This window comes from Chitinophaga sp. YR573 (assembly GCF_900110995.1).
GTDB lineage: Bacteria > Bacteroidota > Bacteroidia > Chitinophagales > Chitinophagaceae > Chitinophaga.
Genome location: NZ_FOJF01000001.1, coordinates 1,494,693 through 1,521,683, shown reverse-complemented (window position 1 = coordinate 1,521,683; position 26,991 = coordinate 1,494,693). Strand labels below are relative to the sequence as shown.

Annotated in this window: 22 protein-coding genes; 17 read left to right on the top strand and 5 right to left on the bottom strand. The window is 42.8% G+C overall.

The window, feature by feature from the left end; genetic code table 11:
- Positions 1-16: 16 nt before the first annotated feature.
- Genes BMW86_RS06340 through BMW86_RS06330 form a run of 3 tightly spaced genes read right to left on the bottom strand, consistent with a single transcriptional unit; the run spans position 17 to position 3,873 of the window.
- Positions 17-1,870, bottom strand: coding sequence for a LuxR C-terminal-related transcriptional regulator (locus tag BMW86_RS06340; protein ID WP_143056503.1), 1,854 nt, complete (start codon positions 1,868-1,870; stop codon positions 17-19).
- 13 nt (positions 1,871-1,883) lie between these two features.
- Positions 1,884-3,641 carry an ABC transporter ATP-binding protein gene (locus BMW86_RS06335; RefSeq protein WP_089780036.1) on the bottom strand — a complete coding sequence of 586 codons (1,758 nt, stop codon included), beginning with the start codon at positions 3,639-3,641 and terminating at the stop codon, positions 1,884-1,886.
- A gap of 37 nt (positions 3,642-3,678) precedes the next feature.
- Positions 3,679-3,873, bottom strand: a complete 195-nt coding sequence (locus BMW86_RS06330; protein WP_089780034.1) for a hypothetical protein — start codon at positions 3,871-3,873, stop codon at positions 3,679-3,681.
- A 324-nt stretch (positions 3,874-4,197) separates the two neighbouring features.
- On the opposite strand from BMW86_RS06330, the gene BMW86_RS06325 reads away from it, so the two are divergent.
- From BMW86_RS06325 to BMW86_RS06250, 16 genes are all read left to right on the top strand, one after another.
- Positions 4,198-5,745 (top strand): GH39 family glycosyl hydrolase, encoded by a 1,548-nt coding sequence (locus BMW86_RS06325; protein ID WP_089780032.1) that lies wholly within the window; start codon positions 4,198-4,200, stop codon positions 5,743-5,745.
- Positions 5,746-5,866: 121 nt separating this feature from the next.
- The gene (locus tag BMW86_RS06320; protein ID WP_089780030.1) at positions 5,867-8,305 is read left to right on the top strand and encodes a glycoside hydrolase family 95 protein; all 2,439 of its coding nucleotides are present in this window, start codon (positions 5,867-5,869) and stop codon (positions 8,303-8,305) included.
- Positions 8,306-8,314: 9 nt separating this feature from the next.
- Positions 8,315-9,235: a glycoside hydrolase family 43 protein gene (locus BMW86_RS06315; RefSeq protein WP_089780028.1), complete on the top strand. Its 921-nt coding sequence runs from the start codon at positions 8,315-8,317 to the stop codon at positions 9,233-9,235.
- Between the two features lie 71 nt (positions 9,236-9,306).
- The gene (locus BMW86_RS06310; protein ID WP_089780027.1) at positions 9,307-10,149 is read left to right on the top strand and encodes an aldo/keto reductase; all 843 of its coding nucleotides are present in this window, start codon (positions 9,307-9,309) and stop codon (positions 10,147-10,149) included.
- Between the two features lie 137 nt (positions 10,150-10,286).
- A complete protein-coding gene (locus BMW86_RS06305; protein ID WP_143056502.1) occupies positions 10,287-10,667 on the top strand; it encodes a hypothetical protein in 381 nt (126 codons plus the stop codon).
- A gap of 183 nt (positions 10,668-10,850) precedes the next feature.
- Complete coding sequence (locus BMW86_RS06300) at positions 10,851-11,213, top strand: hypothetical protein (protein WP_143056501.1); 363 nt, start codon at positions 10,851-10,853, stop codon at positions 11,211-11,213.
- Positions 11,214-11,386: 173 nt separating this feature from the next.
- The gene (locus BMW86_RS06295; RefSeq protein ID WP_089780020.1) at positions 11,387-12,703 is read left to right on the top strand and encodes a sugar porter family MFS transporter; all 1,317 of its coding nucleotides are present in this window, start codon (positions 11,387-11,389) and stop codon (positions 12,701-12,703) included.
- A 90-nt stretch (positions 12,704-12,793) separates the two neighbouring features.
- Positions 12,794-13,927 (top strand): TlpA disulfide reductase family protein, encoded by a 1,134-nt coding sequence (locus BMW86_RS06290; protein WP_089780019.1) that lies wholly within the window; start codon positions 12,794-12,796, stop codon positions 13,925-13,927.
- A 73-nt stretch (positions 13,928-14,000) separates the two neighbouring features.
- Positions 14,001-14,336 carry a cupin domain-containing protein gene (locus BMW86_RS06285; RefSeq protein WP_089780017.1) on the top strand — a complete coding sequence of 112 codons (336 nt, stop codon included), beginning with the start codon at positions 14,001-14,003 and terminating at the stop codon, positions 14,334-14,336.
- A gap of 48 nt (positions 14,337-14,384) precedes the next feature.
- Positions 14,385-14,879, top strand: a complete 495-nt coding sequence (locus tag BMW86_RS06280) for a ferritin (RefSeq protein ID WP_255372860.1) — start codon at positions 14,385-14,387, stop codon at positions 14,877-14,879.
- A gap of 214 nt (positions 14,880-15,093) precedes the next feature.
- Positions 15,094-15,723, top strand: a complete 630-nt coding sequence (locus BMW86_RS06275; protein WP_089780012.1) for an RNA polymerase sigma-70 factor — start codon at positions 15,094-15,096, stop codon at positions 15,721-15,723.
- A 94-nt stretch (positions 15,724-15,817) separates the two neighbouring features.
- The gene (locus tag BMW86_RS06270) at positions 15,818-16,873 is read left to right on the top strand and encodes a FecR family protein (protein ID WP_177189171.1); all 1,056 of its coding nucleotides are present in this window, start codon (positions 15,818-15,820) and stop codon (positions 16,871-16,873) included.
- Between the two features lie 325 nt (positions 16,874-17,198).
- Positions 17,199-20,753: a SusC/RagA family TonB-linked outer membrane protein gene (locus BMW86_RS06265; RefSeq protein ID WP_089780008.1), complete on the top strand. Its 3,555-nt coding sequence runs from the start codon at positions 17,199-17,201 to the stop codon at positions 20,751-20,753.
- A gap of 32 nt (positions 20,754-20,785) precedes the next feature.
- Positions 20,786-22,447: a SusD/RagB family nutrient-binding outer membrane lipoprotein gene (locus BMW86_RS06260; protein WP_089780006.1), complete on the top strand. Its 1,662-nt coding sequence runs from the start codon at positions 20,786-20,788 to the stop codon at positions 22,445-22,447.
- 110 nt (positions 22,448-22,557) lie between these two features.
- Positions 22,558-23,589, top strand: a complete 1,032-nt coding sequence (locus tag BMW86_RS06255) for a sialidase family protein (RefSeq protein WP_089783582.1) — start codon at positions 22,558-22,560, stop codon at positions 23,587-23,589.
- Between the two features lie 2 nt (positions 23,590-23,591).
- The gene (locus tag BMW86_RS06250; protein ID WP_089780004.1) at positions 23,592-24,086 is read left to right on the top strand and encodes a DinB family protein; all 495 of its coding nucleotides are present in this window, start codon (positions 23,592-23,594) and stop codon (positions 24,084-24,086) included.
- Positions 24,087-24,089: 3 nt separating this feature from the next.
- On the opposite strand, the gene dinB is transcribed toward BMW86_RS06250, so the two are convergent.
- The gene (gene dinB, locus BMW86_RS06245; protein WP_089783581.1) at positions 24,090-25,193 is read right to left on the bottom strand and encodes a DNA polymerase IV; all 1,104 of its coding nucleotides are present in this window, start codon (positions 25,191-25,193) and stop codon (positions 24,090-24,092) included.
- A gap of 86 nt (positions 25,194-25,279) precedes the next feature.
- A complete protein-coding gene (locus BMW86_RS06240) occupies positions 25,280-25,789 on the bottom strand; it encodes a DinB family protein (protein WP_089780002.1) in 510 nt (169 codons plus the stop codon).
- A 139-nt stretch (positions 25,790-25,928) separates the two neighbouring features.
- Between BMW86_RS06240 and BMW86_RS06235 the strand changes: the two genes are divergently transcribed.
- On the top strand, positions 25,929-26,804 hold the full coding sequence (locus tag BMW86_RS06235) for an endonuclease/exonuclease/phosphatase family protein (RefSeq protein WP_089780000.1): 876 nt from the start codon (positions 25,929-25,931) through the stop codon (positions 26,802-26,804).
- Positions 26,805-26,991 lie beyond the last annotated feature (187 nt).

Genomic DNA, 26,991 nt, shown 5'->3' with positions numbered 1-26,991 from the left:
ATTTAGATGAATGTGGCTACACAATTGTGCTGAGGAATGTATCCAGGCTTTCTTCCTTCTGTAAGTTTAGTTTTTGCTTTAAACGATAACGTGCCATGCGGATACTTTTAGCTTCTACTGCCAGTCTGCTTGCAATTTCTTTATTGGATAATCCCATCCTGATATAGGCACAGTATTTAAGATCGAGGCGGGTAAGGCTTTCTGCTGCTTTTTCCTGCAGGCGTGTGATAAACTCGGGATGTATATCTGCAAGGTCTGATTTTGCAGATTCAAAGTCTTCATCCATTTTACGGCTATCCGTAATGATGCGGTCCATTTGTCTTAATACCGGATCAGCACTGTTATGGGTAGTGATTTTCTTTTGCAGCGTCTGTAATAATTCATTCTTTTCTTCTACCTGTAAGGCGCCTGCCAGCAGTTCATTCTGCAGGTGCTCCTGTCTTTCCTGCAAGAGTTGTTGTTCCGCTTCTAATCTTGCTGTTGCTTCTGCCTGTAGTTGCAATTGCAGTTCCAGTTGCCGGGCCTTTGTTTCATTTAATAATGATTGTTGTAAAGAAGCTCTCAGGCGGAAATGATAGGCAAGGAAGAGAAAGATTAATGCCAGCAGGGCGGCCGCTGCCAGGCAAATGTAAAAGAAGTTCAGTTGTTTGTTAAAGATGGCACGTTGTTGTAAAAGCGCCAGTTCTTTTTCTTTTTTCTCAGATTCATATTGTGCTTCTAATTTTTTTGCAGTGGCCTGCTGTTGTGCATCAAAAGCCGTTTTATAAAAATCAATGTATTGTTTATAATACTCTAAAGCCTGGGCTTTATCTCCTTTTTTCTCTGCTACTTTTGACAGCGCCTGCATGATACGGGCTTTGGTAATACTGGCGGAAGGGAATCTTTCTATGGCTATTAAACTCATATGGAGTAAGAGTTCTGCCTGATTATAATTACCAGCGACCATGGAATAATCGCTTAACATGCCGTAACAACTGGCAACAATTTCCTGTTGTGTTGTTTCCTTTGCCAATGAAAGGGCTGTGTTGACATATTTGATGGCGCTGTCTTTTTTATCGGGATAAAACTCTGCATAAATATTAGCGGTATTCAATGCTACCAATGCCAGTGTACTACTGATAGCAAAGCGTTCATGTTGTTGCAGGCCTATTCTGAGCGCCTGCCTGTTATAATATAATGCGGAGTCGAGTTGTATGCTTTTAGATTGTTTACGGTATTGTATGAGGAAGTAACTGCCCAGCGACTGATATCCAATACAGATCTCGTCTGGTGTTTGTGCCTGTAGTCCTTTCTGTAAACAGAGGCGTGCGTATTTTAATTCATTCTCCGGATTATTCCAGTCGGCATAAATGCCCGCAATAAAATAATAGGTACCGCATTCGTAATTATATGCTTTTTGTCCATCCAGGTAACGAAGTGCTTCTAACAGGTTTTTCATGGCGCTGTCGGGCTGTTCTTCCATCGCCTGTAACCATCCTTTGCGATACAAGGCAAATCCTTTGGTGGCGTTATTACCGGATTTATCCGCATACCAGATGGCGCTGTCTGCTGCTTTGCGGGCCAGTTGTGTGCTGTCGTTGAGCTCATAGAGCTGTATCAGACAGCCATATATAAAGGAGCGGTATTTGGGATCTTTGATGGTGCTGCTCATGACAAGTGCCTGTTGATCCAATCCTATGGCTGTTTTAAGGTCCTTGTCGCTAGTGATCCTTGCCAATAGTGCGGTGGCCATGATACGGTTCTCTACGGTCGTTTCCTTCCGTGCGAGTACGTCTTTCAGGGAATCTATCAGAATGGACTGTGCTTTCAATAACTGGCATGACAATAGGAGGATGATCCCCAGAATATGGCGTTTACGAATAGTTGGCATCGCACAAAAATAATCAGTTTGCTGATATATTGCGCCTTTCGCCTATCTGTTGTCTCCACATGGCATAATATAACCCCTTTATTATCAGGAGTTCTTCATGGGTACCGGTTTCCACTACCTTCCCTTTTTCCAGCACATAGATGGTATCTGCATGCATGATAGTAGACAGGCGGTGGGCGATGAGGATATTGATCTGTTCACGGCGGGCGGAGATGCTGCGTACTGTATCGGTAATGGCTTCTTCTGTAAGGGAATCCAGTGCAGATGTAGCTTCGTCGAAAATAAGCAGCCTGGGGTGGCGGATGAGCGCCCGGGCAATGGAGATACGTTGTTTTTCTCCCCCTGATAATTTTTCTCCGCCTTCTCCCAGCAGGGTATTTAATCCATGAGGAGAGCGGGCCAGTAACTGGGTACAGGAGGCTTTATCCAGGGCTTCCAGCATTTCAGCATCAGTAGCATCTGCTTTTACGAACAGCAGGTTGTCTTTGATAGTGCCTGCAAAGAGCTGGGTATCCTGGGAGACGAATCCTATCTGCCGCCGCAGCTGGTTATAACGGATTTCACTGGAAGAAACATCATTGAAATAGATTTCACCGGAGACTGGCTGGTATAAGCCCAGCAGCAGTTTTACCAGTGTGGACTTCCCGGAGCCTGAAGGGCCAACAAAGGCCACTGTATCCCCCATGCCTGCGTTGAAGCTGATGCCATCCAGTGCATTTTGGGTAGCCGTCTGGTGCCGGAATACGATGTTGGAAAACCGGATACGGTCCAGGGTACCCAGTTCTGTAGGACTTACAGGCCGTTCTTCTACCGGTTTATGCATTAGCTGGTCGAATAGCAGCAGGGAGCCTTCCGCTTCCCGGTAAAAGAGGATAATACTACCCAACTCCTGCAGGGGGCTAAAAATGGTGGTGGAGATAAACTGCATGGTGATCAGTTCTCCGGTGCTTAGTACTTTATGGAAGATGAGCCATAAGAGGATGAAAAGGATGGATTGTCGGAGCAGGTTGAGGGTAGTACCCTGTAAAAAGGAAAGGGTACGTACCTGTTTCACCTTTTTCATCTCCAGGTCATAAATATTTTTTGTAAATGTGCGCAGGCGGCGTATTTCAGGGAAGGTGAGGCCCAGACTCTTTACCAGCTCTATATTCCTCAGCGATTCTGTAATAGAGCCCGACATTTTGAGGGTTTCTTTATTAATGGCCCGCTGGATCTTTTTCATTTTTCTGCTCAGCATCCCTGTGAGGGTGCCCAGTACCACTACGCCAAAAAAGAATACCGGCACCAATGCCCAGTGTTTATTGATGGCGTACCAGATGAGGAAACCGATGCCAACGGCGGAAGAGAAAAGGATATTAATAAAGGAGTTGATAAAGCGTTCGGTGTCCGTCCGTACTTTTTGCAGGAGGGCCACTGTTTCGCCGCTACGTTGTTCTTCAAATTCCTGGAAGGAGAGGCGTAAGGTTTGTTTGAGGCCGTCATTAAATACCTGCATACCGAAACGCTGAACAATTTTGCGCATGACGAAATCCTGTAAGGACCTGGCCAGCCTTGCGACCATGGCAACGCCTATCGCTACGGCCAGCCAGAAGGACACTCCTTTCACCAGTTCATTTTCCGGACGGCCGTTCGGATGCAGGGCATAGTCATCGATGATTTTCCCAAAGATCATCGGATCTATCATCGTCATTATCTGTCCCATCCCTGCCAGCAATAGCGATAATAGTATCAGCCAGCGGTGGGGATGCATGTAGTTCCAGAAGATCTTCATGCCGCAATGTGCGCAAAAACTACACCATTATCGGTTGTCAGGACGGTTTGTCTGCTGTGTTCCTGATCAGTCCAATGCCGGCAAAGAAGAATACTGCCCCAAGTATGGCAAAGATGATAATTGACTTCACACTCCGGGCTCCGCCGGTGGTGTTCATGAAGTTGACTGCTGACATGATAAGGCCTGCCACGCCTAATAAACTGAGGATGATGCCAAGTATTCGCTTTTCCATTGTAGGTCTTTAACAGGGATAATACAAATCGCATGCCCCCCTTAAATAAGGGATTTGGAAACTATTTTTAAAATAGATGAATAAATATGTTGATTTTATTGAATAGATTAAGTAATTTAGGAACCGTAGCAAATTTTTGTCATATATTAGTAATTATCAATGACTTGCGCAAACGTTTGCATGTTTCATAAAAAGGCGTACATTGTAATACATTTTTCGCATGTTGTGGTATTATATAATCAGCCATTATGTCCACGCCAACTATGAAAACGAAAAGGGGATGGAGCACTCTATACTAACTATACTATTAAACGAACCCTATATATGGAAAGAAGAAATTTTCTAAAACAGGCGATAGTTACAGCGGCAGGTAGTGCGTTGTTGCCTGGGATTACGAAAGCAGGTGCATTTTGGGAGGACACACCGCTTGTTATTGATGGAAAGGGACCAGGGAAAGGATTTACTAATTTATGGACCAAAACAATAGGGGCAGGGCGTGCAAGTGAGGGACTTAGGGCGAACTGGCTGGAACAGTTACAATTCAGTAAAAAACATTGTGGATTTGAGTATGCACGTTTGCATGGAATATTCCATGATGATATGTTTGTCATAAAAAATAACAACGGAACTACGGTATATAACTGGCAGTATGTGGATGAGGTGTATGATAAGATGCTGAAATCGGGTGTAAAACCATTTGTGGAACTCAGTTTCTTTCCAAAAGATATCAGTAGTGGGCAATCTTCACAATTGTGGTGGAAAGCACATGTTACGCCACCGGCAGACTTTGTGAAATGGACAGATCTGGTTACCAATTTTGCCAAACATATAATAGAAAAATTCGGAATAGAAGAAGTAAGCACCTGGTATTTTGAAGTGTGGAATGAACCCGATCAACGTGCTTTCTGGGATGGTACCAAACAGCAATACTTTGAATTATATAAAGCATCAGCGACTGCACTGAAAGCAGTTTCTCCGCGTTTGCGCGTAGGAGGCCCTGCTACAGGCAGTTTTGGCGCAGATGGTAAAGGAGTATGGATAGAGGAGTTCCTGGCATATTGTGCCACTGAGAAACTGCCGGTAGACTTTGTGTCCACACATCCTTATCCTGCAAATGCGGGTCAGCCAAGAGAACTGGATGCTACTTCCAAAGACCTCTTATGGTTGAATGGAGTAGTGCGTAAGAGTCCTTTCCCACAGGCAGAGATCCATTGTACGGAATGGAATTCCAGTGCATCCGTCCATGATGCTATGCATGATGGATTACCCGTAGCGGCATACATTGTGAAAGTAAATGCAGATAGTATAGGATTAGTGGATTCCCTGGCTTATACCTCATTCTCCGACGGGTATGATGAAACAGGCGCAGGTGATGCTTTTCATGGTGGAGTGGGACTGGTAAACAACTTTAATATTCCCAAGCCGTCTTTCCATGCTTACCGCATGTTGCATGCAATGGGGGATGAATTGTTGTATAATAAAGATGGTATTGTTGTTACAAGACATAAGGAGTCTAAAAGGCTATGCGCCATTTTATATAATTTACCGGCTGCAATAAAGAGCGTTCCGATGGGTGCGGCAGAAGCACTTTTTAGTGTAGGTGAGGACAGGGCTTTTAACTTTAAGCTCAGCGGTACACATCCTGATGCACGTTTTAATGTGGAGATCCTGGACCGTGATAACGGAAATGCATTGAAAGCTTTTAAAGATGCAGGTAGTCCGGAATCTCCTGCAAAAGATCAGGCACAGACATTACAACAGATGGCAATGGCCGTGAAAGAAGGACAGATCCTGGCCAGTACAACAGGGATATTACAAGTGGGGATGACATTGAGATCATGGGATGTAGTATTGATAGAGGAAGTGAAATAAAGTATCAGAACCGGGCGACGATAATTGATACCTGAGCCAGGTAAATAAGAGTGGAACTATGATATGACTACCTGTCTGCCCGACAGGTAGCGTAGTTATTTTATAAGCAACGATTCCAGTTATGAAAAGATTAACCCTTCTGCTTGTGAGCCTGCTCACACTGAAAACATTTGCACAACAACCCTTGAAGTTATGGTACCGGCAGCCTGCCGGTAATACGTGGACAGCAGCTTTACCAATAGGTAATGGTCGCCTCGGAGCCATGGTATACGGTAATCCTGCACAGGAATGTATACAACTGAATGAATCCAGTGTATGGACGGGGAGCCCTAACCGTAATGATAACCCGGATGCGCTGGCAGCTTTACCGGAGATAAGAAAACTGATCTTTGCGGGTAAACAGAAAGAGGCCCAGGACCTGGCCACGGAGAAAGTACAAAGCCGTACTTCCAACGGACAGATATTCCAGCCGGTAGGGAGTTTGAACCTGACTTTCCCCGGGCATGAGAAATATGCTGATTACTACAGGGAACTGGATATTGAAAAGGCAGTAGCTACTACTACCTATACGGTAAACGGGGTGCATTATAAGAGAGAAGTATTTGCATCTGTACCTGCACAAACCATCATTGTAAAACTGAGTAGCAGCAAGCCGGGAGCGTTATCTTTTACGGCGTTTTTATCTACCCCCCAAACAAATGCTGCTGTCAGCGCAAAAATTAATGAACTGGTGCTGCATGGCACAACGGCCAGCCATGAAGGCGTAGAAGGAAAAGTACGGTTTCAGGGAATTGCAAAAATTGTCAATACAGGAGGAAACGTAACTACCACTGATACCTCTGTTACTGTCAGCAAGGCCACTACTGCGCTGATCTATATCTCTATCGCATCCAACTATGTAAACTATAAAGATATCAGTGCCGATGAAGCAATAAGGTCATCATCTTATCTCGCTATTGCATTGAAGAAAACATATCCGCAATTATTGCAGGAACATATCAACGCATATCAGCATTATTTTAATCGTGTAAAAATAGATCTGGGTACGTCTGAAGCCGCAGCAGCGCCTACTGATGAACGATTGAAGAAGTTTGCGGATGTAAATGATCCACAGTTTGTATCGCTTTATTTTCAGTATGGCCGTTATCTGCTGATCTCTTGTTCTCAGCCAGGAGGGCAGCCAGCTAATCTGCAGGGGATCTGGAACGCAGAAATAAAACCACCCTGGGACAGTAAATACACGATCAATATTAATACAGAAATGAATTACTGGCCGGCGGAAAAAGATAACCTGCCGGAGATGCATGAGCCATTGATACAAATGGTGAAAGAGTTATCTGTTACGGGGCAGGGTACAGCCCGTACCGTATACGGAGCGCGGGGATGGGTGGCACATCATAACACAGATCTCTGGCGTATTACAGGACCGGTAGATAAGGTTTTTCATGGTATATGGAGTATGGGAGGCGCCTGGCTGAGTCAGCATTTATGGGAGAGATACCTGTATAACGGAGATAAGAAATATTTAGAAGAAGTATATCCTGCTATTAAAGGAGCTGCCCTGTTTTTTGTAGATGATCTGCAGGAAGAGCCTGTGCATAAATGGCTGGTTATAAATCCCGGTACTTCTCCGGAGAATGCTCCTGCTTTCAGGAAGGGTGTTTCCTTTGATGCCGGTACAACAATGGATAATCAGATTGTGTTTGATATGCTGTCCGCTGCTATTAATGCGGCTACTGTGTTACAAAAAGATGTTGCATTGATGGATACAATGAAGGCCATCCGTAAAAGGCTGCCGCCAATGCAGGTAGGAAAGTATGGGCAGTTGCAGGAGTGGATGCAGGACCTGGATGATCCGGAAGATCACCACCGGCATATTTCTCATCTGTATGGATTATTCCCTTCTTCACAGATTTCTCCTTACCGTACCCCTGCATTATACAGCGCCGCCAACACCACTTTATTACAGCGCGGAGATATCTCTACAGGCTGGAGTATGGGCTGGAAGGTAAACTGGTGGGCACGTTTGCTGAATGGGGAACATGCGCTAAAATTAATTACCAATCAGCTGAGCCCTGTAGGCACCAAAGGTGGCGGAGGTACTTACACCAACCTGTTTGATGCACATGCACCATTCCAGATAGATGGAAACTTTGGATGTACATCAGGGATTACGGAGATGCTGATGCAGAGTTATGATGGCGCCATACAGTTATTGCCGGCTTTACCGGCAGCATGGAAAACCGGTAGTATTAAAGGGCTAAGGGCAAGAGGTGGTTTTGAAATTACAGATCTTGAATGGAAAGAGGGAAAGGTAGTGAAAGTAGTGATCAGGGCTAATTTAGATGGCAACTGCCGCTTACGTGTACCTAATGAATTGAAGGGGGCTGCGTTGAAAGCAGCTGCAGGGGATAATACTAACTCTTTCTACCAGACACCTGTGGTAACACAGCCATTGATCGTGGATGCCGCGAAGGTGCAACCGTTTAAATTACCGGAAACATTTTTATATGATGTGGCTGGACAAAAAGGGAAAGAATATACTTTTGTAATAAAGTAACTTAGCGATATGAGAAGAAGTTTTTTAAGTGTGCTTGTGACACTGATCACTATAATTTCCTGTACGGCACAAAATGTTTATGTGTTTGCTTATTTCAAAGGGAATGGGGAAGATGGGCTGCATCTTGCATATAGTAAGGATGGATATAAATGGGCTGCTTTGAAGAATGATCAGTCGTTTCTGACGCCTGTGGTGAGTAAGGATAAGCTGATGCGCGATCCCTGTATTATCAGGGGTGGGGATGGGTTGTTTCATATGGTGTGGACGGTGAGCTGGAATGACAGAGCTATAGGGTATGCCAGTTCCAAAGATCTGATTCACTGGTCGCAGCAGGAGTATGTGCCTGTAATGGAAAAGGAAGCCGGCGCCAGGAATTGCTGGGCACCGGAGATCACGTTTGATCAGAAAACCGGCACATATATGATTTACTGGGCCACGACGATCACGGGTAAATATCCGGAGACTTTATCCGGGAAGGAAAGCAGTTATAATCATCGCCTGTATTATGTAACCACAAAAGACTTCAAAACATATTCTCCTGCGAAGTTGCTGTATGAACCCGGATTTAATGTGATAGATGCTACCATTATGAAAGTGGGTAAGCAATACATGATGGTGATGAAGGATGAGACGGTAGAACCGGTGAAGAAGAACCTACGTCTGGCATACAGTGACGAACTTACAGGTCCTTACAGTAAAGCTGGCATTCCTATTACCGGTAATTACTGGGCAGAGGGACCTACTGCATTACAGCTGGGGAAGGACTGGCTCATCTATTTCGACCGGTATATGGACCATCATTATGGTGCCATTCTGTCGTCTGACAGGCAGAAATGGACCGATGTGTCGGATAAAATCAGTTTGCCGGAGGGAATCCGCCATGGAACGATTTTCACAGTTAGTGATAAGGAATTACAGGCACTGCTTTAGAAAAGTTGGCATGTATAATGCGGCAATGTAGACTGAAAAGTCATTTAAATTCATTGCTTAAATAAATAAAGATGGAAACTAAACAATCACTGACTTACAAACTAGGTGGTCAGTTGGAAATCAATCGTCTTGGTTATGGCGCTATGCAGTTAACCGGAACGGGAGTGTTTGGAGAAGCAGCAGACCGGGAAAATGCGAAAAAAGTATTGCAAAGTGCGGTAGCATCCGGAGTGAATTTCATTGATACAGCAGAAGCCTATGGGCCAAAATTAAATGAGTCCCTGATAGCGGATGCGTTGTATCCATATAAAAAGGGCCTCGTGATTGCTACAAAGGGCGGGTTTAACCGTCCCGGTCCAAACCAGTGGGTACCTAATGGCCATCCTGATTATATCCGGGAGAATATAGAAGGTAGTTTACAGCGTTTAAAAGTAGAGACGATTGATCTGTGGCAATTACACCGGTTTGATCCTAAAGTGCCTGTAGAAGAAACACTGGGACCTGTAGTAGAAGCAGTGAAGGCTGGTAAGATCAGGTATGTAGGTTTATCAGAGGTAAATATTGAACAGATAGAGCGTGCAGAAAAAGTGGTGCCGATTGTTTCTGTACAGAATTTATACAACCTGGGTAACAGGCAATGGGAAGAAATACTGGATTATACGGCTAAACGTAATATCGCATTTATTCCCTGGTTTCCGTTGGCTTCAGGGCCTGATAAATTAGCAGAAAAGATCGACAAAATTGCGGCTAAACATGGCGCTACTACGTCGCAGATTGCATTAGCGTGGTTATTGCAACGTTCTGCCAATATATTGCTGATTCCGGGTACTAAATCAATTGATCATCTGGAAGAAAATTTACAGTCAGCGAGGATTGAATTATCAGAAGAAGAATTTGCAGAGTTGTCTAAATAATTAATGTTTGATGTGTTATAAGGGTTGGTCTTAAAAAGGCCAACCTTTTTTTATGGATAACTACTATGGACTAACGAGAGATAGTTATAAAACATACCTTGGATACGATATCAATTTTTAACCCAACACACTTCCTCATGAAACCATTCTTCTCTGCATTGTTAGTATGCATGTTTTTCTCAATGTCCGGTTTTACAGTTGTAAATTTTCCTGTTAAAAAAGAAACAAAAGTTTCCAGAACTGTTCCCGCATGGCCTGTTACAGGTACTACTGCCAGCTCCGTAGGTGTAGTAAGTTATGCCATTTACGGAAGTGGTAATACGCCTTCTTACATTTATTTTTATCAGGGAAGTACCAGCTACGGTAATTATTACTTTAGTTCAGTTAGTGGCAGCTCTACTTTGTTTGAAGCAAGTGGTATGAACACCTTGTTAAGAATCTCTTATGTAAGGATGGGTATTTATGCCAGCCAGATAGGTTATTCTGTAGATTTTTATGGTATTTCTTCGTTTAATTAGATCTCTAATAAGGCGAAGTTATCTAATGGATACTTCGCCTTATTTTATTGTAAAACACAATAAGTATTGATAATCAATGATCATTATTTATTGGTGAAAAAACAAAAAAAAGCTAGAATGGTATAGATTAAAAGCATAACTTAATGGGGATATATTCTTTTAAACCCAACCCAACCCAGACTCATGAAGCCATTATTTGCCTTTGCATTGTTAGCATGCACGTTTTTCTCAATGTCCGGTTTTACTGTTGTAAAGCCTCCTGCTAAGAAAGCAGTGAAAGTTTCCAGAACTGTTCCCGCATGGCCTGTTACAGGCACCCAGGCAGGTTACGCTTACACAATTTCTGGTAGTGGTAATGTCCCTGCTTATATTAACTTTTCGAAGAATGGTAGCTCGTATGGTCCTTTTACTTTTAGTGGAAGTAATGGTTCATATACTGCCGGTATTCCTATCGGACAAACGCCGAGTCCAACTATTAAGGGTGTAATGATGGGGATTTATTCTAACCAGGAAGGTTATGTGCTTGATTTCTATCCGGATCTTTAGTTGTTATTTGCTGCTCACATGTTTTTTGAAGCCGGTCTGTGAAGACCGGCTTTCTTTGTGTGTGCAGGAGCGAAAATATAACCAGTTATTGCATATGTAGTTTTTTATGTTTACTTTTTTCGTCGATTAGTCCACGTAGTAAATATCCACGAACACTCAACAATTAATCAAACATGTTCTCTTACCCAGTTAGAATAGCATTAATCGCTGCCATCGGTGGTTTCTTATTCGGTTTTGAAACCGCTGTCATATCCGGAGCGGATAAAATAATAGAAAAGTTATGGTCGCTGAGTTCTTTCTGGCATGGCTTTACAGTTGCCTCCAGCCTGATAGGCACTGTACTGGGATCATTGATAGTAGGTACTCCTGCCAGGATTTATGGCCGTAAAAAAGTACTGCTCACTATTGCTGTTATTTACCTGTTATCTGCTATAGGTTGTGCCTCTATTTCCACCTGGCTGCTGTTTGTATTTTTCCGTTTTACCGGAGGTATTGCAGTAGGAGCATCTTCTGTAGTAGGACCTATGTATATCTCTGAAATAGCACCGGCACATTTGCGCGGAAGGCTGGCTGGTTCATTCCAGCTGAATATTGTAGGTGGTATTTTCATTGCTTACCTCACTAACTTCCTGTTTGCCGGACTGGGTGATGATGCCTGGCGCTGGATGCTGGGAGTGATGGTGATCCCTGCCGGGCTGTTCTGGATCTTACTGCGTACCATTCCTGAAAGTCCGCGCTGGCTGATTTTGAATAACAGGGAAGAAGAAGCAATACCTGTGATGCATAAATTGCAGGAGATAGATGTGCCCGGAGCCGTACGTGCTATCCGTGAGTCGGTGAAGAGCCACCAGGAATCGCTGTTTCAGAAAAGATATGCCAAGCCGGTATTGTATGCGGTGTTGCTGGCGATGTTCAACCAGTTGTCTGGTATTAATGCTATTCTCTATTATGCTCCCCGCATTTTTGAAATGGCCGGTTTTGATAAAAGCGCTGCTTACCTGCAACCGGTATATATAGGCGCTGCCAATTTACTGTTTACGCTGCTGGCGATGACGGTGATTGATAAATTTGGCCGTAAAACACTGATGCTCATAGGTTCTGTAGGGATGATCGTATTCCTGGCGCTAACAGCTTATGCATTCAGGGATGCACATAGTGCTAACAGTAATGTGCTGATTTACCTGATTGGTTTCATCGCCTTCTTTGCCTTCTCTCAGGGAGCAGTAATATGGGTGTTTATCTCGGAAATATTCCCTAATTCGGTACGTTCCCAGGGAGGTTCGCTGGGTAGTTTTACCCATTGGATCATGGCGGCCATTATTTCCTGGACATTCCCTGTAATCGTTGAGGGTAGTGCACATGGCGGATTTTACTCTTTTGTGTTTTACAGTGGTATGATGTTGCTGCAACTGCTCTTTATCTGGAAGATAATGCCGGAAACAAAGGGGCGGTCTCTTGAGGAGATCCAGAAAGACCTGGGTATAGAGTAGGGGGATGAATGGTGAGAGGGCCTTTATGAGTGGCAATCCCACTTCATTTAAAAATCCTATTTTTAGGCACAACGTAAAATCAAAACCAACATGACCAAAACATTATTATTTACTATGCTGCTTTCCCCGGCAGTACTGTTTGCCCAGAAAGGTGATTTTGTACTGAAAGGAAAGATTGGTAGTCTGAACGCACCTGCTAAGATATACCTGATGTACCGTGATGGCGGTACACAGATACAGGATTCTTCTGAACTGAAGGATGGAGCATTTGAAATTAAAGGAAAGGTAGAAGGCCCTTCCAATGCGATGCTGATCTTAAAGCATCCGTTACCAGGAATTGATCCAAGACAGCGTGATGCAATGTACTTTTATATAGACAAGGGTACTATTGTATTGAACAGTCCTGATTCCCTGCAGAAAGCCAAATTCAGCGGCTCTCTTATCAATGAGGATAATCAGCGCCTGTCTAAGCAACTGGAGCCTATCACTGCCAGGAATAAGGCCCTGAGTGCAGAATATTATGGAGCAACGGAGGAAGTTCGCCAGTCTGAGGCCTTCCAGAAAAGCCTGGACGAAAAGAGTGAGGCTATCTTTGCTGACGAGAAAGTGATATACCTGGCATTTATCAAAGCAAATCCTAAGTCTTTAATCAGCCTGGATGCTTTACAGCGTTATGGTGGTGGAGTACCGGATAATCTGAAACAGCTGGATTCTATTTTTAATAAGTTGTCTGCTGATGTAAGGAGCAGTAAAAATGGAAAGGAATATGCCACTTTGCTGAGTAACTGGAAGAAAACTGAGATTGGTGTAGAAGCGCCTGCTTTTACCCAGAATGATACAATCGGTAAACCAGTGAACCTGACAGACTTCAGGGGTAAATATGTATTGGTGGATTTCTGGGCTTCCTGGTGTGGTCCCTGCCGTGCAGAAAACCCGAATGTAGTGGCTGCGTTTAATAAGTATAAGGCTAAGCCGTTTACTATATTGAGTGTGTCCCTGGATCAGCCTACTGGTCATGATGCCTGGCTGAAAGCCATTAACAAGGACGGCCTTACCTGGACGCATGTTTCTGACCTGAAGTTCTGGGATAATGCAGTAGCCAAGTTATATGGCATAAGATCTGTTCCGCAGAACTTCCTGCTGGACCCACAGGGTAAGATAGTAGCCAAGAACCTGAGAGGAGAAGCGCTGGACAAAAAACTGGCGGAGTTGTTGCCTAACTAAGAAACTAATACTATATTCACTTTATATAAAAAGCCGTTTCCTTTGGGAAGCGGCTTTTTTAAATCACATCTGTATGGAAAAAGTATTTATAGAGGATAAGGACATCAGCTGGGAATTCCCTGATCCGGGAATCCGGCGTAAGGTAATGGCGCATAATGATCAGTTGATGCTGGTAAAGGTAGATTTTGAGCAGGGAGCGGTAGGAACGTTGCATCACCATTATCATACCCAGATCTCCCATGTGGAAAGTGGTGTTTTTGAAGTGGAAATTGACGGGCAGAAGAAAATACTGCGGGCCGGGGATGCATTTTATGTACCGTCGGACCTGGTACATGGGGTAGTTTGCCTGGAAGCAGGGGTATTGATAGATGTGTTTAATCCCAGCCGGAAAGATTTCGTAAATTTATAGTATTCACATCTTTACAACCTAAAACGCAACATTATGTTATCACAAAGAATGCAAGAAGCTTTAAACGTACAGGTGGTCATGGAAGCGCAATCGTCTCAGGCTTACCTGGCAATGGGTAGTTGGGCGGATATTCAACCTGGTTTAAAAGGAGTTACGAAATTTTTCTTCAAACATAGTGATGAGGAAAGGATGCATATGTTGAAACTGATCCATTATATAAATGAAAGGGGAGGTTTTGCCATAGTACCTGCTTTAAAACAACCTGTTTTGACGTTTGTGTCTTTAAAACAGGCTTTTGAGGAATTGTTTGCGCATGAGGTAAAGGTGAGTGAGGGGATTAATGAGTTGGTGGACATGTCTTTGCAGGAGAAGGATTATGCCACCCATAATTTTCTGCAATGGTATGTAAATGAGCAGATTGAGGAAGAGAGACTGGCCCGTGAGTGTAATGATAAGCTGGAGTTGATAGGGGATGATAAGAGTGGTTTGTATCTTTTTGACAGGGATATCATGACGATGGAGAATGAGTATGAAAGGAGATAATTAGAAAAGTAAATAGAAATAAAAAAGGAGAAAGGACGATTTGTTGAATTTCAACAGGTCGTCCTTTCTCCTTTTTTTATCGGTTTATATATCCTTTTTGCCTTGATTAACGTAGATAATATATATTATAAATAATTAATCCAGAAACATTTATTATTTTTATTTGACATATACTTTTATTACATTGCCCTCTGAAATATAATGAAAATTTAGAATGCAAAAAGAGGTTAATATAAATGATCTATGGGAGCGCATCACAGTTGATAGCGACTCTAAATCATTTGAGGTTTTATTCCATGAATTAAACCCCAGACTCATCAAGTTTTGCACACTGTACGTTCATTATCAACAAGTTGCAGAGGAGATTGTATCTGATGTATTTGTGAAATGCTGGATGGACAGGGCACAGATGAAGGAAGTTCTGAAGCCTGAAACATATCTTTTTATTGCAGTTAAGAACCACGCTCTGAACTATAATAAGCGCTTTTCCAGCATGCAAATCGTCAATATTGACGATCATCCGGGAGGGTCACAGCTTATAAATAGCAGTTCTCCGGAAATGGAACTGGAGAAAAAGGAGTTGTTTTTCCAAATGGATCAGGCCATTGCGTCCTTACCGAAACAGTGCGGTATTATTTTCCGCCTGGTGAAAGAGAACGGCATGAAATACAAGGAAGTAGGTGAAATTTTGGGTATTTCCCACCGCACAGTACATACTCAGATGTTACGTGCCATGAAAAAGATGACGAAAGCCATGGATCCCTATCTGACAAAGGCCGGGAACAAGGCTCCAGACAATATAATTACCACATTGCTTATATTAATAATATTTATGAGTAATTAGGTTGCCGATGTATATGTTAAAATTTTTTTTAAAGCTTGTACGCATAACGCCTCTTAAAAGTTGTCCTATATACAAAGGGTTATTCCATCGGACAATGAGCGAACGTTTTTTTGAAATTGTTATTAAGGACCTGGCAGGTGATATTTCACCGCAAGAAGACCAGGAACTGCAACATATCATGAGTGAGGATACTGTCTCCGCACGACAGTATGAGCTGTTCCGCATGTACTGGGCCCAGAATCATCATGATTATATTGATGGCAGGCAGTTATTTGAGAATGTGCAATCACGTATCAATGAGCTGGAAAAGGAAGCGGGTATTTCAGAAATGAAGCCGCTTATGCAGCCGGTTCGCAATATAAGAAGGTTGGGCTGGATCACAGGAGTTGCGGCAACAGTGGCACTATTGATTACTGCAGGCGGGTATTTCTATAGCCATAGAAATACATTGGTGGCCAAATCTACAGTAAAGGGAGAGAAATCAACTTTTATCATGGAGGATGGCACCAGGGTTACATTGAATGCGGACAGTAAGCTGGAATATGCTGCTAATTTTCCGGAGAAGAGCCGTGAGGTATATTTAACGGGAGAGGCATTCTTTGATGTGCATTCGGATGCAAACAAGCCGTTTATTATTCATACGGCGAACATGAATGTGAAAGTATTGGGGACAGCATTTAATATAAAATCATATCCTGATGAAGCGTCTACAGAAGCTACGCTGCTAAGGGGATCCATAGAGGTGACAGTACCAAGCAATCCTTCTGAAAGGATTTTGCTGAAGCCATCCCAAAAGTTAGTTATTCATAATGCTGCGAGTCATGATTCAACCAAAACCAGATCGGTTGCAGTTAAAAATATATATCCGGCATTAACTACCCTGACTTATTTCCAGCAGCGTGATACGATGATCATGGAAACATCGTGGCTGCAAAACAAACTGGTGTTCCAGGACGAAGATTTTGAGAGTCTGGCAAAGAGGATGGAACGGTGGTACAATATCAGCATTCGCTTCAGTAAAACAGGTTCCAGGCAGTTAAGATTTACAGGTATCCTGGAGGGCGAAACCATTGCAGAAGCATTACATGCGCTGCACATGACCGAGAATTTCAATTACAGAATAGAAGATTCGACGATAGTTATATACTAAGACGGAAGAGAACGTAATTAATCAGTAAAAAATATCCTTTCATAATTCAATCGTGAAAGGTGAGATGAAGATCCTATGACGATGCCTATGTATTCCTATGTATTCGCCTATTCATTTCACCAGAAACAAAGTATTAACGTTTAAAATTTTGTCTATGGGAGAAAAATGCGACTACTGACAGCACGGGGGTTACCGTAATAATCACCGAGAAAAGATGCCTTATACCAGAAATAGTTTAATCACCTTTAACATCTAAGTTATGAATTTTATCCTACGCCCTAAGGGCGTAAAGATCCCTTACGGGCTCCTAAAGCCATTGCTAATTATGAAATTGACTTTCGGGTTCATTCTTTGTATGAGCCTGTCTGTTAGTGCTAATGTTTCCTCTGAAACCAAAATCACATTAAATCTCCGTTCCGCAGAATTTAAACAGGTACTCTCTGTAATAGAAAGCCAGAGCGATTACCGTTTTATGTTCAGCAACAGGAATATTCCAAGTAACAATAAACTGGATATTTCTGTAAAAGATGCACAGATTTCTACGGTGATGGATATGATCCTGGACAATTCCGGGTATACTTACCAGGAGCTGGCTAATAACCTGATCGTGATCATGCCAAAAGGTGCAAGACTGAGCTCTGTTAAAATAACAGGTAAGGTGCTGGACCAGACGGGTGAAACACTGATTGGTGCTTCAGTAAAGATCAAAGGAACTTCTGAAGGTGTAACTACCGATGAAAACGGTGCGTTCACTATCAATGTTCCTGATGATGCAGTGCTGATCATATCATATGTAGGTTTTAAAACACAGGAAATTCCTGTTGCCGGTAAAACTACATTGAATGTTACCATGCAGCCGAATGAGAAGATGATGAATGAGATCGTTGTAACGGCGCTGGGTATTAAAAGAGAGCAAAAAGCACTCGGATATGCAGTTAGTACTATCACATCTGAACAGATTAACGCTTCTGGTAACACCAACTTTGCCTCTGCCTTATATGGTAAGGCAGCTGGTGTTAAGATCACCACCGCTCCCGGTGGTGCTACCAGTGCTGTGAATATTCAGATTCGTGGTGTTAACTCTTTGAACTATAATACACAGCCACTGTATGTAGTGGATGGTGTACAGATCAGGAATAATAATGAGACAGGCGGTGCTGGTGGTAACACAGGCGACTACTGGTCTGATTCCCGTATTCGTGGTAATGGTATCCTGGATATTAACCCTACAGATATTGAAAATCTGACGGTATTGAAAGGAGCCAGTGCAACGGCTTTATACGGATCAGATGCATCCAGTGGGGTTGTTGTAATCACTACTAAGAAAGGTGTTAAAGGAAGAGGACTTGGCGTTGACGTAAACTACTCAGCTACTGCGGAAAGGATTGCTTTCGCTCCCCAGTACCAGAATGTTTATGGCCCGGGTTATGACAGAGGAAGTAACGTTGCAAATGGTGCAAGGGCAGATGGTTGGATACCTGTTGGAACTGATGGCACCGTTCGCCCTTATTTCCGTTCTTATGGCCAGTTTGGCCCGAAAATGGATGGTCAGATGGTTCCTTGGTGGGATGGCTCAATGCATCCTTATTCACCACAGCCTGATAACTATAAACAAATGTTCCAGAAGGGATACAATTCAAATTTGAATGTATCCCTTTCGAATATGAACGAGAAGGCGAATTACCGTTTCTCTTATACCCGTAGTGATTACAAAGGTGTACAGATTGGTGGTGGCCAGAAACGTAATACATTTAACCTGAACAGTACGATCAAATTACACAGTAAGATCAGCCTGGATGTTGTGGGTGGTTATGTGAATACAACCATTACAAACAGGCCTATGGTTATGGGTCGTATTTTTGACGCGTTCGATGGTTTTTATAGCAGGGCAGAAGATATGGCGGTAGTATTTGATAAATACAAAACTTCCCAGGGGTACAAGTGGGTGCCTTACAACAATACACAGCTGAATCCTGATGAAGCACTGTCTTATAATGTGAGACCAGAACTGCTTAACTTTCTCTGGAAACAGTTACGTAATACTGAGACGGAAGCACAGGACCGTTTGTTGTCCAGTGTGACCCTTAATATTGATGTTGCTAAAGGTCTGAAGTTCCGTACCAGGGTTGGTAATGACTTCACCAGTATGAATACAGAAGCTAAAGAATACAATGAATATCCTGTAGCGTTCAATACTACACAAAGTACTGGTCGTTACGGTGTTGTGAAAGGACGTTACAGCATTGTATATGGTGATATATTATTAACTTATGCGAGTGATCCTGTTAAAAACTTTACTTACTCTGTTAGTGGTGGTTACCAGGGACGTAAAGAAAACTTCAGTGATCAGTCTTCAAGTACTACTGGTGGTTTGGTTACTGCAAACTGGTTCAGTATCAATAACTCTTACCAAACACAAACAACCTCTGAAAAACGTAGTGGTTTGTTGAAATATGCTTACCTGGGTATTATGAACTTAGGCTACAAGGATTTCTTATTCCTTGAAGCAACTGCCCGTCAGGAGTATTCTTCTACATTACCTCCTGCTAACAATGGTTATTTCTACCCTTCAGCGAATGCGAGCTTTGTATTTACAGAAGCTTTCCATCTGCCAAGGTTCATTAACTATGGTAAGGTGCGTGCTTCTTATGGTTTGGTGGGTAATGCTCCTCCTCCATTCGAGTCTAACGTAACTTATACACAAAGACCTCTGCCAACTACTACAGGTTCTGTACCTGTACTGATTTCACAGAGTGGTTATGGTAATGAAAATCTGAAATCTGAAAGAAAGACAGAAACCGAGTTTGGATTTGAAACAAAGATGTTTAACAGTGCAATTGGAGTGGATGTTTCTTATTATAACAGCGTCGTAACTGACCTGTTAATGCGTTTGGATGTTGCCGCAAGTAACGGTGCAAATACCAGGATCACGAACGTGGGCCGTTTACATAGTAAGGGGCTTGAGGTTGCTTTCACTGCTACCCCGGTATCCCGTAAAGTTAAATGGAATACACGTCTGAACTTTGCTATGAATACTTCTTCTGTAGAAGAACTGGCACCAGGAGTAAACCGTATCCTGTTTGCCGGTTTCGATTCTCAATCAGCAATGGTTGTAGCTGAAAAAGGCCAGCCTATCGGTAACATTTATATCTATCCTCATCTGCAGGATGCTAAAGGAAACGATATAATCAGCTCTGATGGTGTAAGGCAGGTAGATAAGAGCAAGTATATCAAAGCAGGTAATATATTGCCTAAGGTTGTCGGCGGGTTCTCCAATACTGTTTCTTACAGGAACCTGTTTATAGATTTCATGCTGGATTACCGTTTTGGTGGTATGATCGTTTCTCCTCCACAGAAATATGCAACAAGTGCAGGTATGTACACGAGCACAATGAAGTACAGAGACGAAGCTAACGGTGGTCTGCCTTATTATGTAGATGCGAGTGGAACTTCTGTAAGACTCCCAAGTCATAACAGTCCTTCTCCAAACGGACCAGTATATCATGATGGTGTAATTGCTGATGGTGTGAAATCAGATGGTACCAAGAATGACAAGATCATTCAGGCTGCTGAATACTATCTGAACACTTATGACGCAAGTGATAATGGTGATCCGACCGCTTTCCTTTACAAGAACAATTATATAAAACTGAGAGAACTTGTGTTGGGCTACAATGTTTCTAAAACATTTGCCAACAAACTGCATTTCCAGAACCTTCGTGTTTCTCTGATCGGAAGGAACCTGCTGTATGTTTACAGAACAATGAAGAACCTTGATCCGGAAGCTCCTTTGGGTGGCAGCTGGTTCAAACAGGGTATTGACCAAGGTTCATCCGGCGCTACACGTAGCTTTGGTTTTAGTGTGAATGCAAGTTTCTAATTTTTAAAATTGATCGGCACAAACAGTTATTTATGAAAAAGACATTAAGAAATATAAGTTGCTTTATGATGCTGGCAGTTGCTCTGGCCGGGTGTTCAAAAAGCCAACTGGCAGATAAATATAACGACCCTGACAAAACCACCAATCCTTCTATCGAGAAGTTATTTTCCGGTATGATGGATAATAACAGGGTGCGTCCACAGTACTGGGATATACGTACAATAGCTTTTGTACATACAGGAGTTTACAGTGGGGTGAGTACTCCTGTTAATGATATTAAGGTATATCAGGGTAACCTGAGTTACCAGGGACAGCGCTGGAATGACTACTACGTTCCGAATAACTTTACCAATAACCAGGGAGATGTAAACTCCGGTTCTGGCCCTATGGCAGAGTACCGCACTATTATGCGTTTATATATGGAAACGCCTATAGACTCCCGTTTAAATGTGCAGGTATTTACAGTAGCTGCGAAAACGTTGCTGCTGGACCAGACTTCACAGATGATAGATTTGTTTGGAGACATTCCTTATACTGAAGCAGGATCTCTGGACGTTTCCAATACTATCTCTAATGCAGCATTCCAGGACCAGAAAGCATTGTATGATACTATCATAAATGGCCTGAAGGATTGTGCGGACTACTTTGCAGGTACTTCCCTGAATACAAATGCTGCAGCTTCTTTCTCTGTGCAGGATTTTGCTTTGCATGGCAGTCTTGATAAATGGCGGAGATATGCTAATTCACTGAGATTACGTTTACTGATGCGTACCTCATTTGTGGATGAAGCCACTGCAAAATCTGCTGTACAGGAGATGTTTGCTACTCCACTCCAGTATCCGCTGATAGATGGTAATAACGTTGGAGATAATTACAGTCCAACTAATACCGATGTAATGATTATGCAGCCTACTGTATATACAGATAACCTGTCTAGCGCATTCAATGATTTGCAGACACCAATGGCAGCACCTGATTATATGCTGAATGTTGCAATGGCACCTGCAAATGATCCAAGGATACCTTTAATGTTTGATAAATATGGAAGAATAATAAACAATGTTTTTGTTCCAAATAAAACATACAGGGCTATGCCAGGTGATTGGGGTAGTTCTACCCAGTTAGACAGTTTATCCTATTTTTCTACCTATGATTCTACTACCTTCCGTTTTAACTCTAAGTTACCGGGTATCATGATGAGTGCTGCTGAAGTAAACTTCCTGAAAGCAGAAGCAGTAGAACGCTGGGGTATTACCGGACCAGGATCATTAACCGCTGCTCAGTACTATGAATTAGGTGTTCGTCAGGCAATTGCATTCATGTACTATTTATACTCTACGAATTCAAATAAATATGAGGCATTGAATCAACCTTCTACCGCGACGGTTGATGCTTTTATGGCTCAGCCAACGATTGCTTACACCGGCACTTCCCAGGAGAAACTGGAGAAGATATGGGTACAGAAGTGGCTCCACTTTAATATCCTGCAGGCTACTCAGGCATGGTCTGAGACAAGAAGAACGGATTATCCAAAATTCCCGAGAGTGTTTGTTTCTACATTGGCAGGGTTTGAAAATGCTCCAACCCGTTTCAGGTATCCTCTTAGCGAAACTGCTTATAACACCAGTTATAAAGATGTTCAGGCAAAAGATACCCGTGACGCTAAAATATTCTGGGACGTACCACAGCCTTGATAAGGTGATTAAAGGCTATAAGGCAGGATTTATAATTTAGATGGGAACAAGGCCACAAAGATAACAATGCAAGACATTGTTATCTTTGTGGCCTTGTCTATTTATTGATTATGAAGAACGTATTATTGTCATGCATGCTGGTAGGGAGTTCCCTGGTCTCCTACGCACAAGTTGATCTGGTAAAAGAGGAATTTCTGATGCAGCACCCGCCTGTACCCGCGGCACATGCGTCTACTATTACAGAACTGCCCGGCGGGCAACTGCTGGCCTCCTGGTTTGGGGGCAGCCGTGAAAGCGCCCCGGATGTATGTATCTATACTTCTGTGTTTGCAAAAGGGAAATGGTCTGCCCCGGTTATAGCGGCTACAGGGATAGTAGATGAGAAAACCCGCTATGCTGCCTGGAACCCGGTACTGATTACCACCAGGGCGCATAAACTGCTACTGTTCTATAAAGTAGGCCCCAATCCCAGAGAATGGTGGGGACTGATGAAATACAGTACCGACAAAGGCCGTACCTGGTCTAAAGAAGAGAAATTACCCGAAGGGATCTTAGGCCCTATCAAGAATAAGCCGGTGCAGCTGGCCAATGGTACCATTTTACATCCTTCCAGTACCGAAAGCAAAGACGAAAAACAATGGCATATACATGTGGAACTGTCAGACAGTACCGGACATAACTGGAGAAGTATTCCCATTAACTGCGATACCTTTGGCGTGATCCAGCCTTCTGCATTGTTCCATCCGGGTGGTCGCCTGCAACTGTTGTGCAGGAGCCGGCAGAACGTAATTGTACAGACATTCTCTGATGATAACGGGGAAACCTGGTCTCCATTAACCAGGCAGACTATCATGAATCCTAATTCAGGGATTGATGCTGTTACTACCAAAAGCGGGTTGCAGGTATTAATTTATAACCCTGCGAAAATGGGAGCCGACTGGTCTGATGGACGTAATGAATTACGTGTAGCTGTTTCTAAAGACGGAGAGAACTGGCATGATGTATATGAACTGGAAAAACAACCTAAAGGGGAGTTCAGTTATCCGGCCGTTATACAGACAAAAGACGGACTGCTGCATATTACTTATACTTATAACAGGCAGAATATTAAACACGTAGTGTTGAAATTAAAAAAGATGTAAATATGCCAGAAGTATGGATGCGGGGCCCCGTTGCTGATGTCCCCGCTTTATTACAACCAGTTGCACATGCTTTATTACAGGCACAGGAAGAAATACATGCATTAGTCTCAGGCTTTCCTGATGAATTGCTGTGGCAGCAACCTGCTGGTGTAGCTGCTGTAGGTTTTCACCTGCAACATATTACCGGTGTACTGGACCGCATGTATACGTATGCTGCCGGGCAGGCTTTATCTGAAGCACAGCTGGCATATTTATCTGCAGAAGGAAAACCTGCCGGAGATCTGATCTCATTGTTAACTGCATTTGATACAAGACTGCAGACATTTGTTGATCAACTAAAAAATATTGACGAAAGTAATCTGACAGCTGCAAGAACAGTAGGCCGTAAACAACTGCCAACAACCCTGATAGGGCTGCTTTTTCATGCAGCAGAACATACGATGCGGCATACCGGTCAGTTACATGTAACCGTTCGCGTTATACAGCACTTATTCTAAAATTTATTCGTCAAATAATGATAGCTGGTTATTGGGTTTCTCCGTCGGTATTATTTCATTAAAATTAGATAGAGAGATCCCCAGTAAACGGATCTTTTTATCTTCCGGGTAAGTAGCTACCAGTAATTGTTTTGCAGTTTCTGTAATAATATCAAGAGCGTTAACAGGGTAGGGGAAAGACTGGTTACGGGTAATCTGCCGGAAGTCGCTGTATTTTATTTTAAGTGTGATCGTTCTGCCTTTTAATCCATATTTCTGTAAACGTTCATGTACCGTTTTTGCAATTTTGTCTAACTCAGGATTCATCTCTTCTATCGTTGTGAGATCATAGGCAAAGGTATCTTCTGCACCCAGGGATTTGGTTTCGCGGTGGGGTTGTACCTCACGGTTATCAATCCCTCTTACTATCTTATAATAAAATCCACCTGCTTTTCCGAAGTGCTGGCGTAAATCATTTTCGGAGAGTTTTTTCAGATCGGCACCTGTATGCAGCCCCATCTTTTTCATTTTATCTGCTGTTACTCTTCCTACGCCAAAGAATTTCTCTACCGGTAATTTTTCCATAAACTCTTCTATAGAAGAAGGGCCGATGAATGTAAGTCCGTCCGGTTTATTGAGATCGGAGGCTATTTTAGCGACGAATTTATTAATAGAGACACCGGCGGATGCGGTTAACTGCAGTTCTTCTTTGATAGCTTGTTTAATGAGCCGGGCAATTTCAATGGCGGAGCCTATCTGTTGTTTATCTTCGGTAACATCCAGGAATGCCTCATCTAATGAGAGGGGTTCTATGAGGTCTGTATAGCGACTGAATATTTCACGGATTTTACGGGAAGATTCTTTGTAGGCATCGAAGCGTGGGCGGATAAAGATAACGTCCGGACAGAGCTGCTGTGCGCGTTTTGATGGCATGGCAGACCGGATACCGAATTTGCGCGCTTCATAACTGGCGGTAGCCACAACACCGCCTCTGCCTTCAGGAGATCCACCTACTACGATGGCTTTACCACGGTATTCAGGATTATCGCGCTGCTCAACGGATGCGTAGAACGCATCCATATCAATATGGATGATTTTACGTTGTTTGTTATTTTCTTCATTTTCCATGGCATGCAGGTAATACAAAGATATCTTAACCTGCTGATAAAGTTCAGGACTGACTTATGAGTCAGTCCTGGTAATTATGTATGAGGTTATGCCTGATAGACAGAGCTGTCTTCATCTGCGCTAGGTCCATAACTTCCGGGAATGGGAACGTCCAGAAGTCTCAGGAAAACGCCTAGCTGTGCCCTGTGATGCACTGTCTGGCAGTAGGCCATACGGATGGTTTCACCCTTTGTGGATTCGCTGATGATGAAGTCGCCATTACGTAATACCCAGGGTTCGTCCAGTTGTGAGATGGCCGCTTTTTCCAGTTCGGCTTTTCCTTCAGCGAGGGATTTTTCGAATAATTCGAGTACAGCGCTGGTATCCTTAATACCTGCGGGTTTATAATCCATTTTTGAGAAATCAAGTTCTTCTGTAGTGAGCGCCATACTTACCCAACCCGGGAGTTCTGCAATATGATTGGATAGCTGCATGATGGTCATGCTTTTGGGATGAGGTTGCCAGTCGTATTTGTCGTTGGGGATACGGGAAAGCATTTTACGGGTAGTGTCTGCTTCCTGTTCAAGTTCTGCTAACAATGATTTGATGATATCCATGGTGGTATGTTTTTGTATACAGCAAAGAAACTAAGGGCAAGTGACAACAGTATGTCAGTAGGATTTAAAAAAATGATAACGGAAAAGTTATTGCTGCTCCGCCTGTATTTTCTTATACTTACACATAAATGATTATTACATGAAAAGATGGATGTTTCTGATGGCTTGTTTTGCTTTACTGGTATATACTGCAGAGGCGCAGCAATTTACCGTGGGTACTTACAATATGCGCTATGATAATAAGGATGATGAAAAAGAAGGCAATGGCTGGAAAGAACGTTATCCGGTAATTGCGGGTATGGTCCGTTTTCATGGGTTTGATATTTTTGGAACACAGGAAGGACTGCAAAATATGCTGGAAGATATCAAAGGCAGCTTACCCGGATTTACATATATAGGTGTGGGGCGTGATGATGGAAAAGACGCAGGTGAACATTCTGCTATCTTTTACAATACTGAAAAGTTTAAGCTGCTGGAGAACGGGAATTTCTGGTTATCTGCTATTACAGACAGGCCTAATAAAGGCTGGGATGCAGTGTTGCCAAGGATCTGTTCTTGGGGTAAATTTCAGGAGATTAAAACGGGATTTACATTTTATTTCTTTAATCTGCATATGGACCATGTAGGCGTAAAAGCCCGTGCTGAAAGCGCTAAGCTGGTATTAGCAAAAGTAAAGGCAATGGCAGGGGATATACCTACTATTTTAACCGGCGACTTTAACGTAGATCAGCATAATGAATCTTATGCATTGATCAATAACTCCGGTTTATTGAAAGATGCATATGAAACAACTGCTTTCAGATACGCTACAAATGGTACATTTAACTCCTTCAACGCGAACGGTAAAACAGATGGCCGTATAGATCATATCTTTTTAACCAATCAGTTTAAGGTAGAGAAATATGGCATATTAACAGATACCTACCGTAATAAAGCAGTAGCTACAGAAAAATATACTGCCCGCGAACCTTCTGATCACTTTCCTGTAATGATTGTTGTAGATTATAAACAATAAAGAGTGCTGACTTTTCTTCATGCAAAGCCTGCTGTAGTAACGTACAGCAGGCTTTTTGGCATAAAGTCATGCAGTATCAATACTCACATCTGTAAATATTTGTGCCGAAATAATAGTTGTAACATCATTTTGCGGAGTATTGATATACATATAGTTAGCACACAATCATATTATTATTATATATAAT

Coding starts and splice junctions, on each gene's coding strand:
- BMW86_RS06340 (WP_143056503.1), bottom strand. CDS start 1,870: ATGCCAACTATTCGTAAACGCCATATTCTGGGGATCATCCTCCTATTG.
- BMW86_RS06325 (WP_089780032.1), top strand. CDS start 4,198: ATGGAAAGAAGAAATTTTCTAAAACAGGCGATAGTTACAGCGGCAGGT.
- BMW86_RS06305 (WP_143056502.1), top strand. CDS start 10,287: ATGAAACCATTCTTCTCTGCATTGTTAGTATGCATGTTTTTCTCAATG.
- BMW86_RS06280 (WP_255372860.1), top strand. CDS start 14,385: ATGCAAGAAGCTTTAAACGTACAGGTGGTCATGGAAGCGCAATCGTCT.
- BMW86_RS06235 (WP_089780000.1), top strand. CDS start 25,929: ATGAAAAGATGGATGTTTCTGATGGCTTGTTTTGCTTTACTGGTATAT.
- BMW86_RS06330 (WP_089780034.1), bottom strand. CDS start 3,873: ATGGAAAAGCGAATACTTGGCATCATCCTCAGTTTATTAGGCGTGGCA.
- BMW86_RS06255 (WP_089783582.1), top strand. CDS start 22,558: ATGAAGAACGTATTATTGTCATGCATGCTGGTAGGGAGTTCCCTGGTC.
- BMW86_RS06270 (WP_177189171.1), top strand. CDS start 15,818: ATGAGCGAACGTTTTTTTGAAATTGTTATTAAGGACCTGGCAGGTGAT.
- BMW86_RS06285 (WP_089780017.1), top strand. CDS start 14,001: ATGGAAAAAGTATTTATAGAGGATAAGGACATCAGCTGGGAATTCCCT.
- BMW86_RS06315 (WP_089780028.1), top strand. CDS start 8,315: ATGAGAAGAAGTTTTTTAAGTGTGCTTGTGACACTGATCACTATAATT.
- BMW86_RS06260 (WP_089780006.1), top strand. CDS start 20,786: ATGAAAAAGACATTAAGAAATATAAGTTGCTTTATGATGCTGGCAGTT.
- BMW86_RS06300 (WP_143056501.1), top strand. CDS start 10,851: ATGAAGCCATTATTTGCCTTTGCATTGTTAGCATGCACGTTTTTCTCA.
- BMW86_RS06250 (WP_089780004.1), top strand. CDS start 23,592: ATGCCAGAAGTATGGATGCGGGGCCCCGTTGCTGATGTCCCCGCTTTA.
- BMW86_RS06310 (WP_089780027.1), top strand. CDS start 9,307: ATGGAAACTAAACAATCACTGACTTACAAACTAGGTGGTCAGTTGGAA.
- dinB (WP_089783581.1), bottom strand. CDS start 25,193: ATGGAAAATGAAGAAAATAACAAACAACGTAAAATCATCCATATTGAT.
- BMW86_RS06265 (WP_089780008.1), top strand. CDS start 17,199: ATGAAATTGACTTTCGGGTTCATTCTTTGTATGAGCCTGTCTGTTAGT.
- BMW86_RS06240 (WP_089780002.1), bottom strand. CDS start 25,789: ATGGATATCATCAAATCATTGTTAGCAGAACTTGAACAGGAAGCAGAC.
- BMW86_RS06335 (WP_089780036.1), bottom strand. CDS start 3,641: ATGAAGATCTTCTGGAACTACATGCATCCCCACCGCTGGCTGATACTA.
- BMW86_RS06320 (WP_089780030.1), top strand. CDS start 5,867: ATGAAAAGATTAACCCTTCTGCTTGTGAGCCTGCTCACACTGAAAACA.
- BMW86_RS06295 (WP_089780020.1), top strand. CDS start 11,387: ATGTTCTCTTACCCAGTTAGAATAGCATTAATCGCTGCCATCGGTGGT.
- BMW86_RS06275 (WP_089780012.1), top strand. CDS start 15,094: ATGCAAAAAGAGGTTAATATAAATGATCTATGGGAGCGCATCACAGTT.
- BMW86_RS06290 (WP_089780019.1), top strand. CDS start 12,794: ATGACCAAAACATTATTATTTACTATGCTGCTTTCCCCGGCAGTACTG.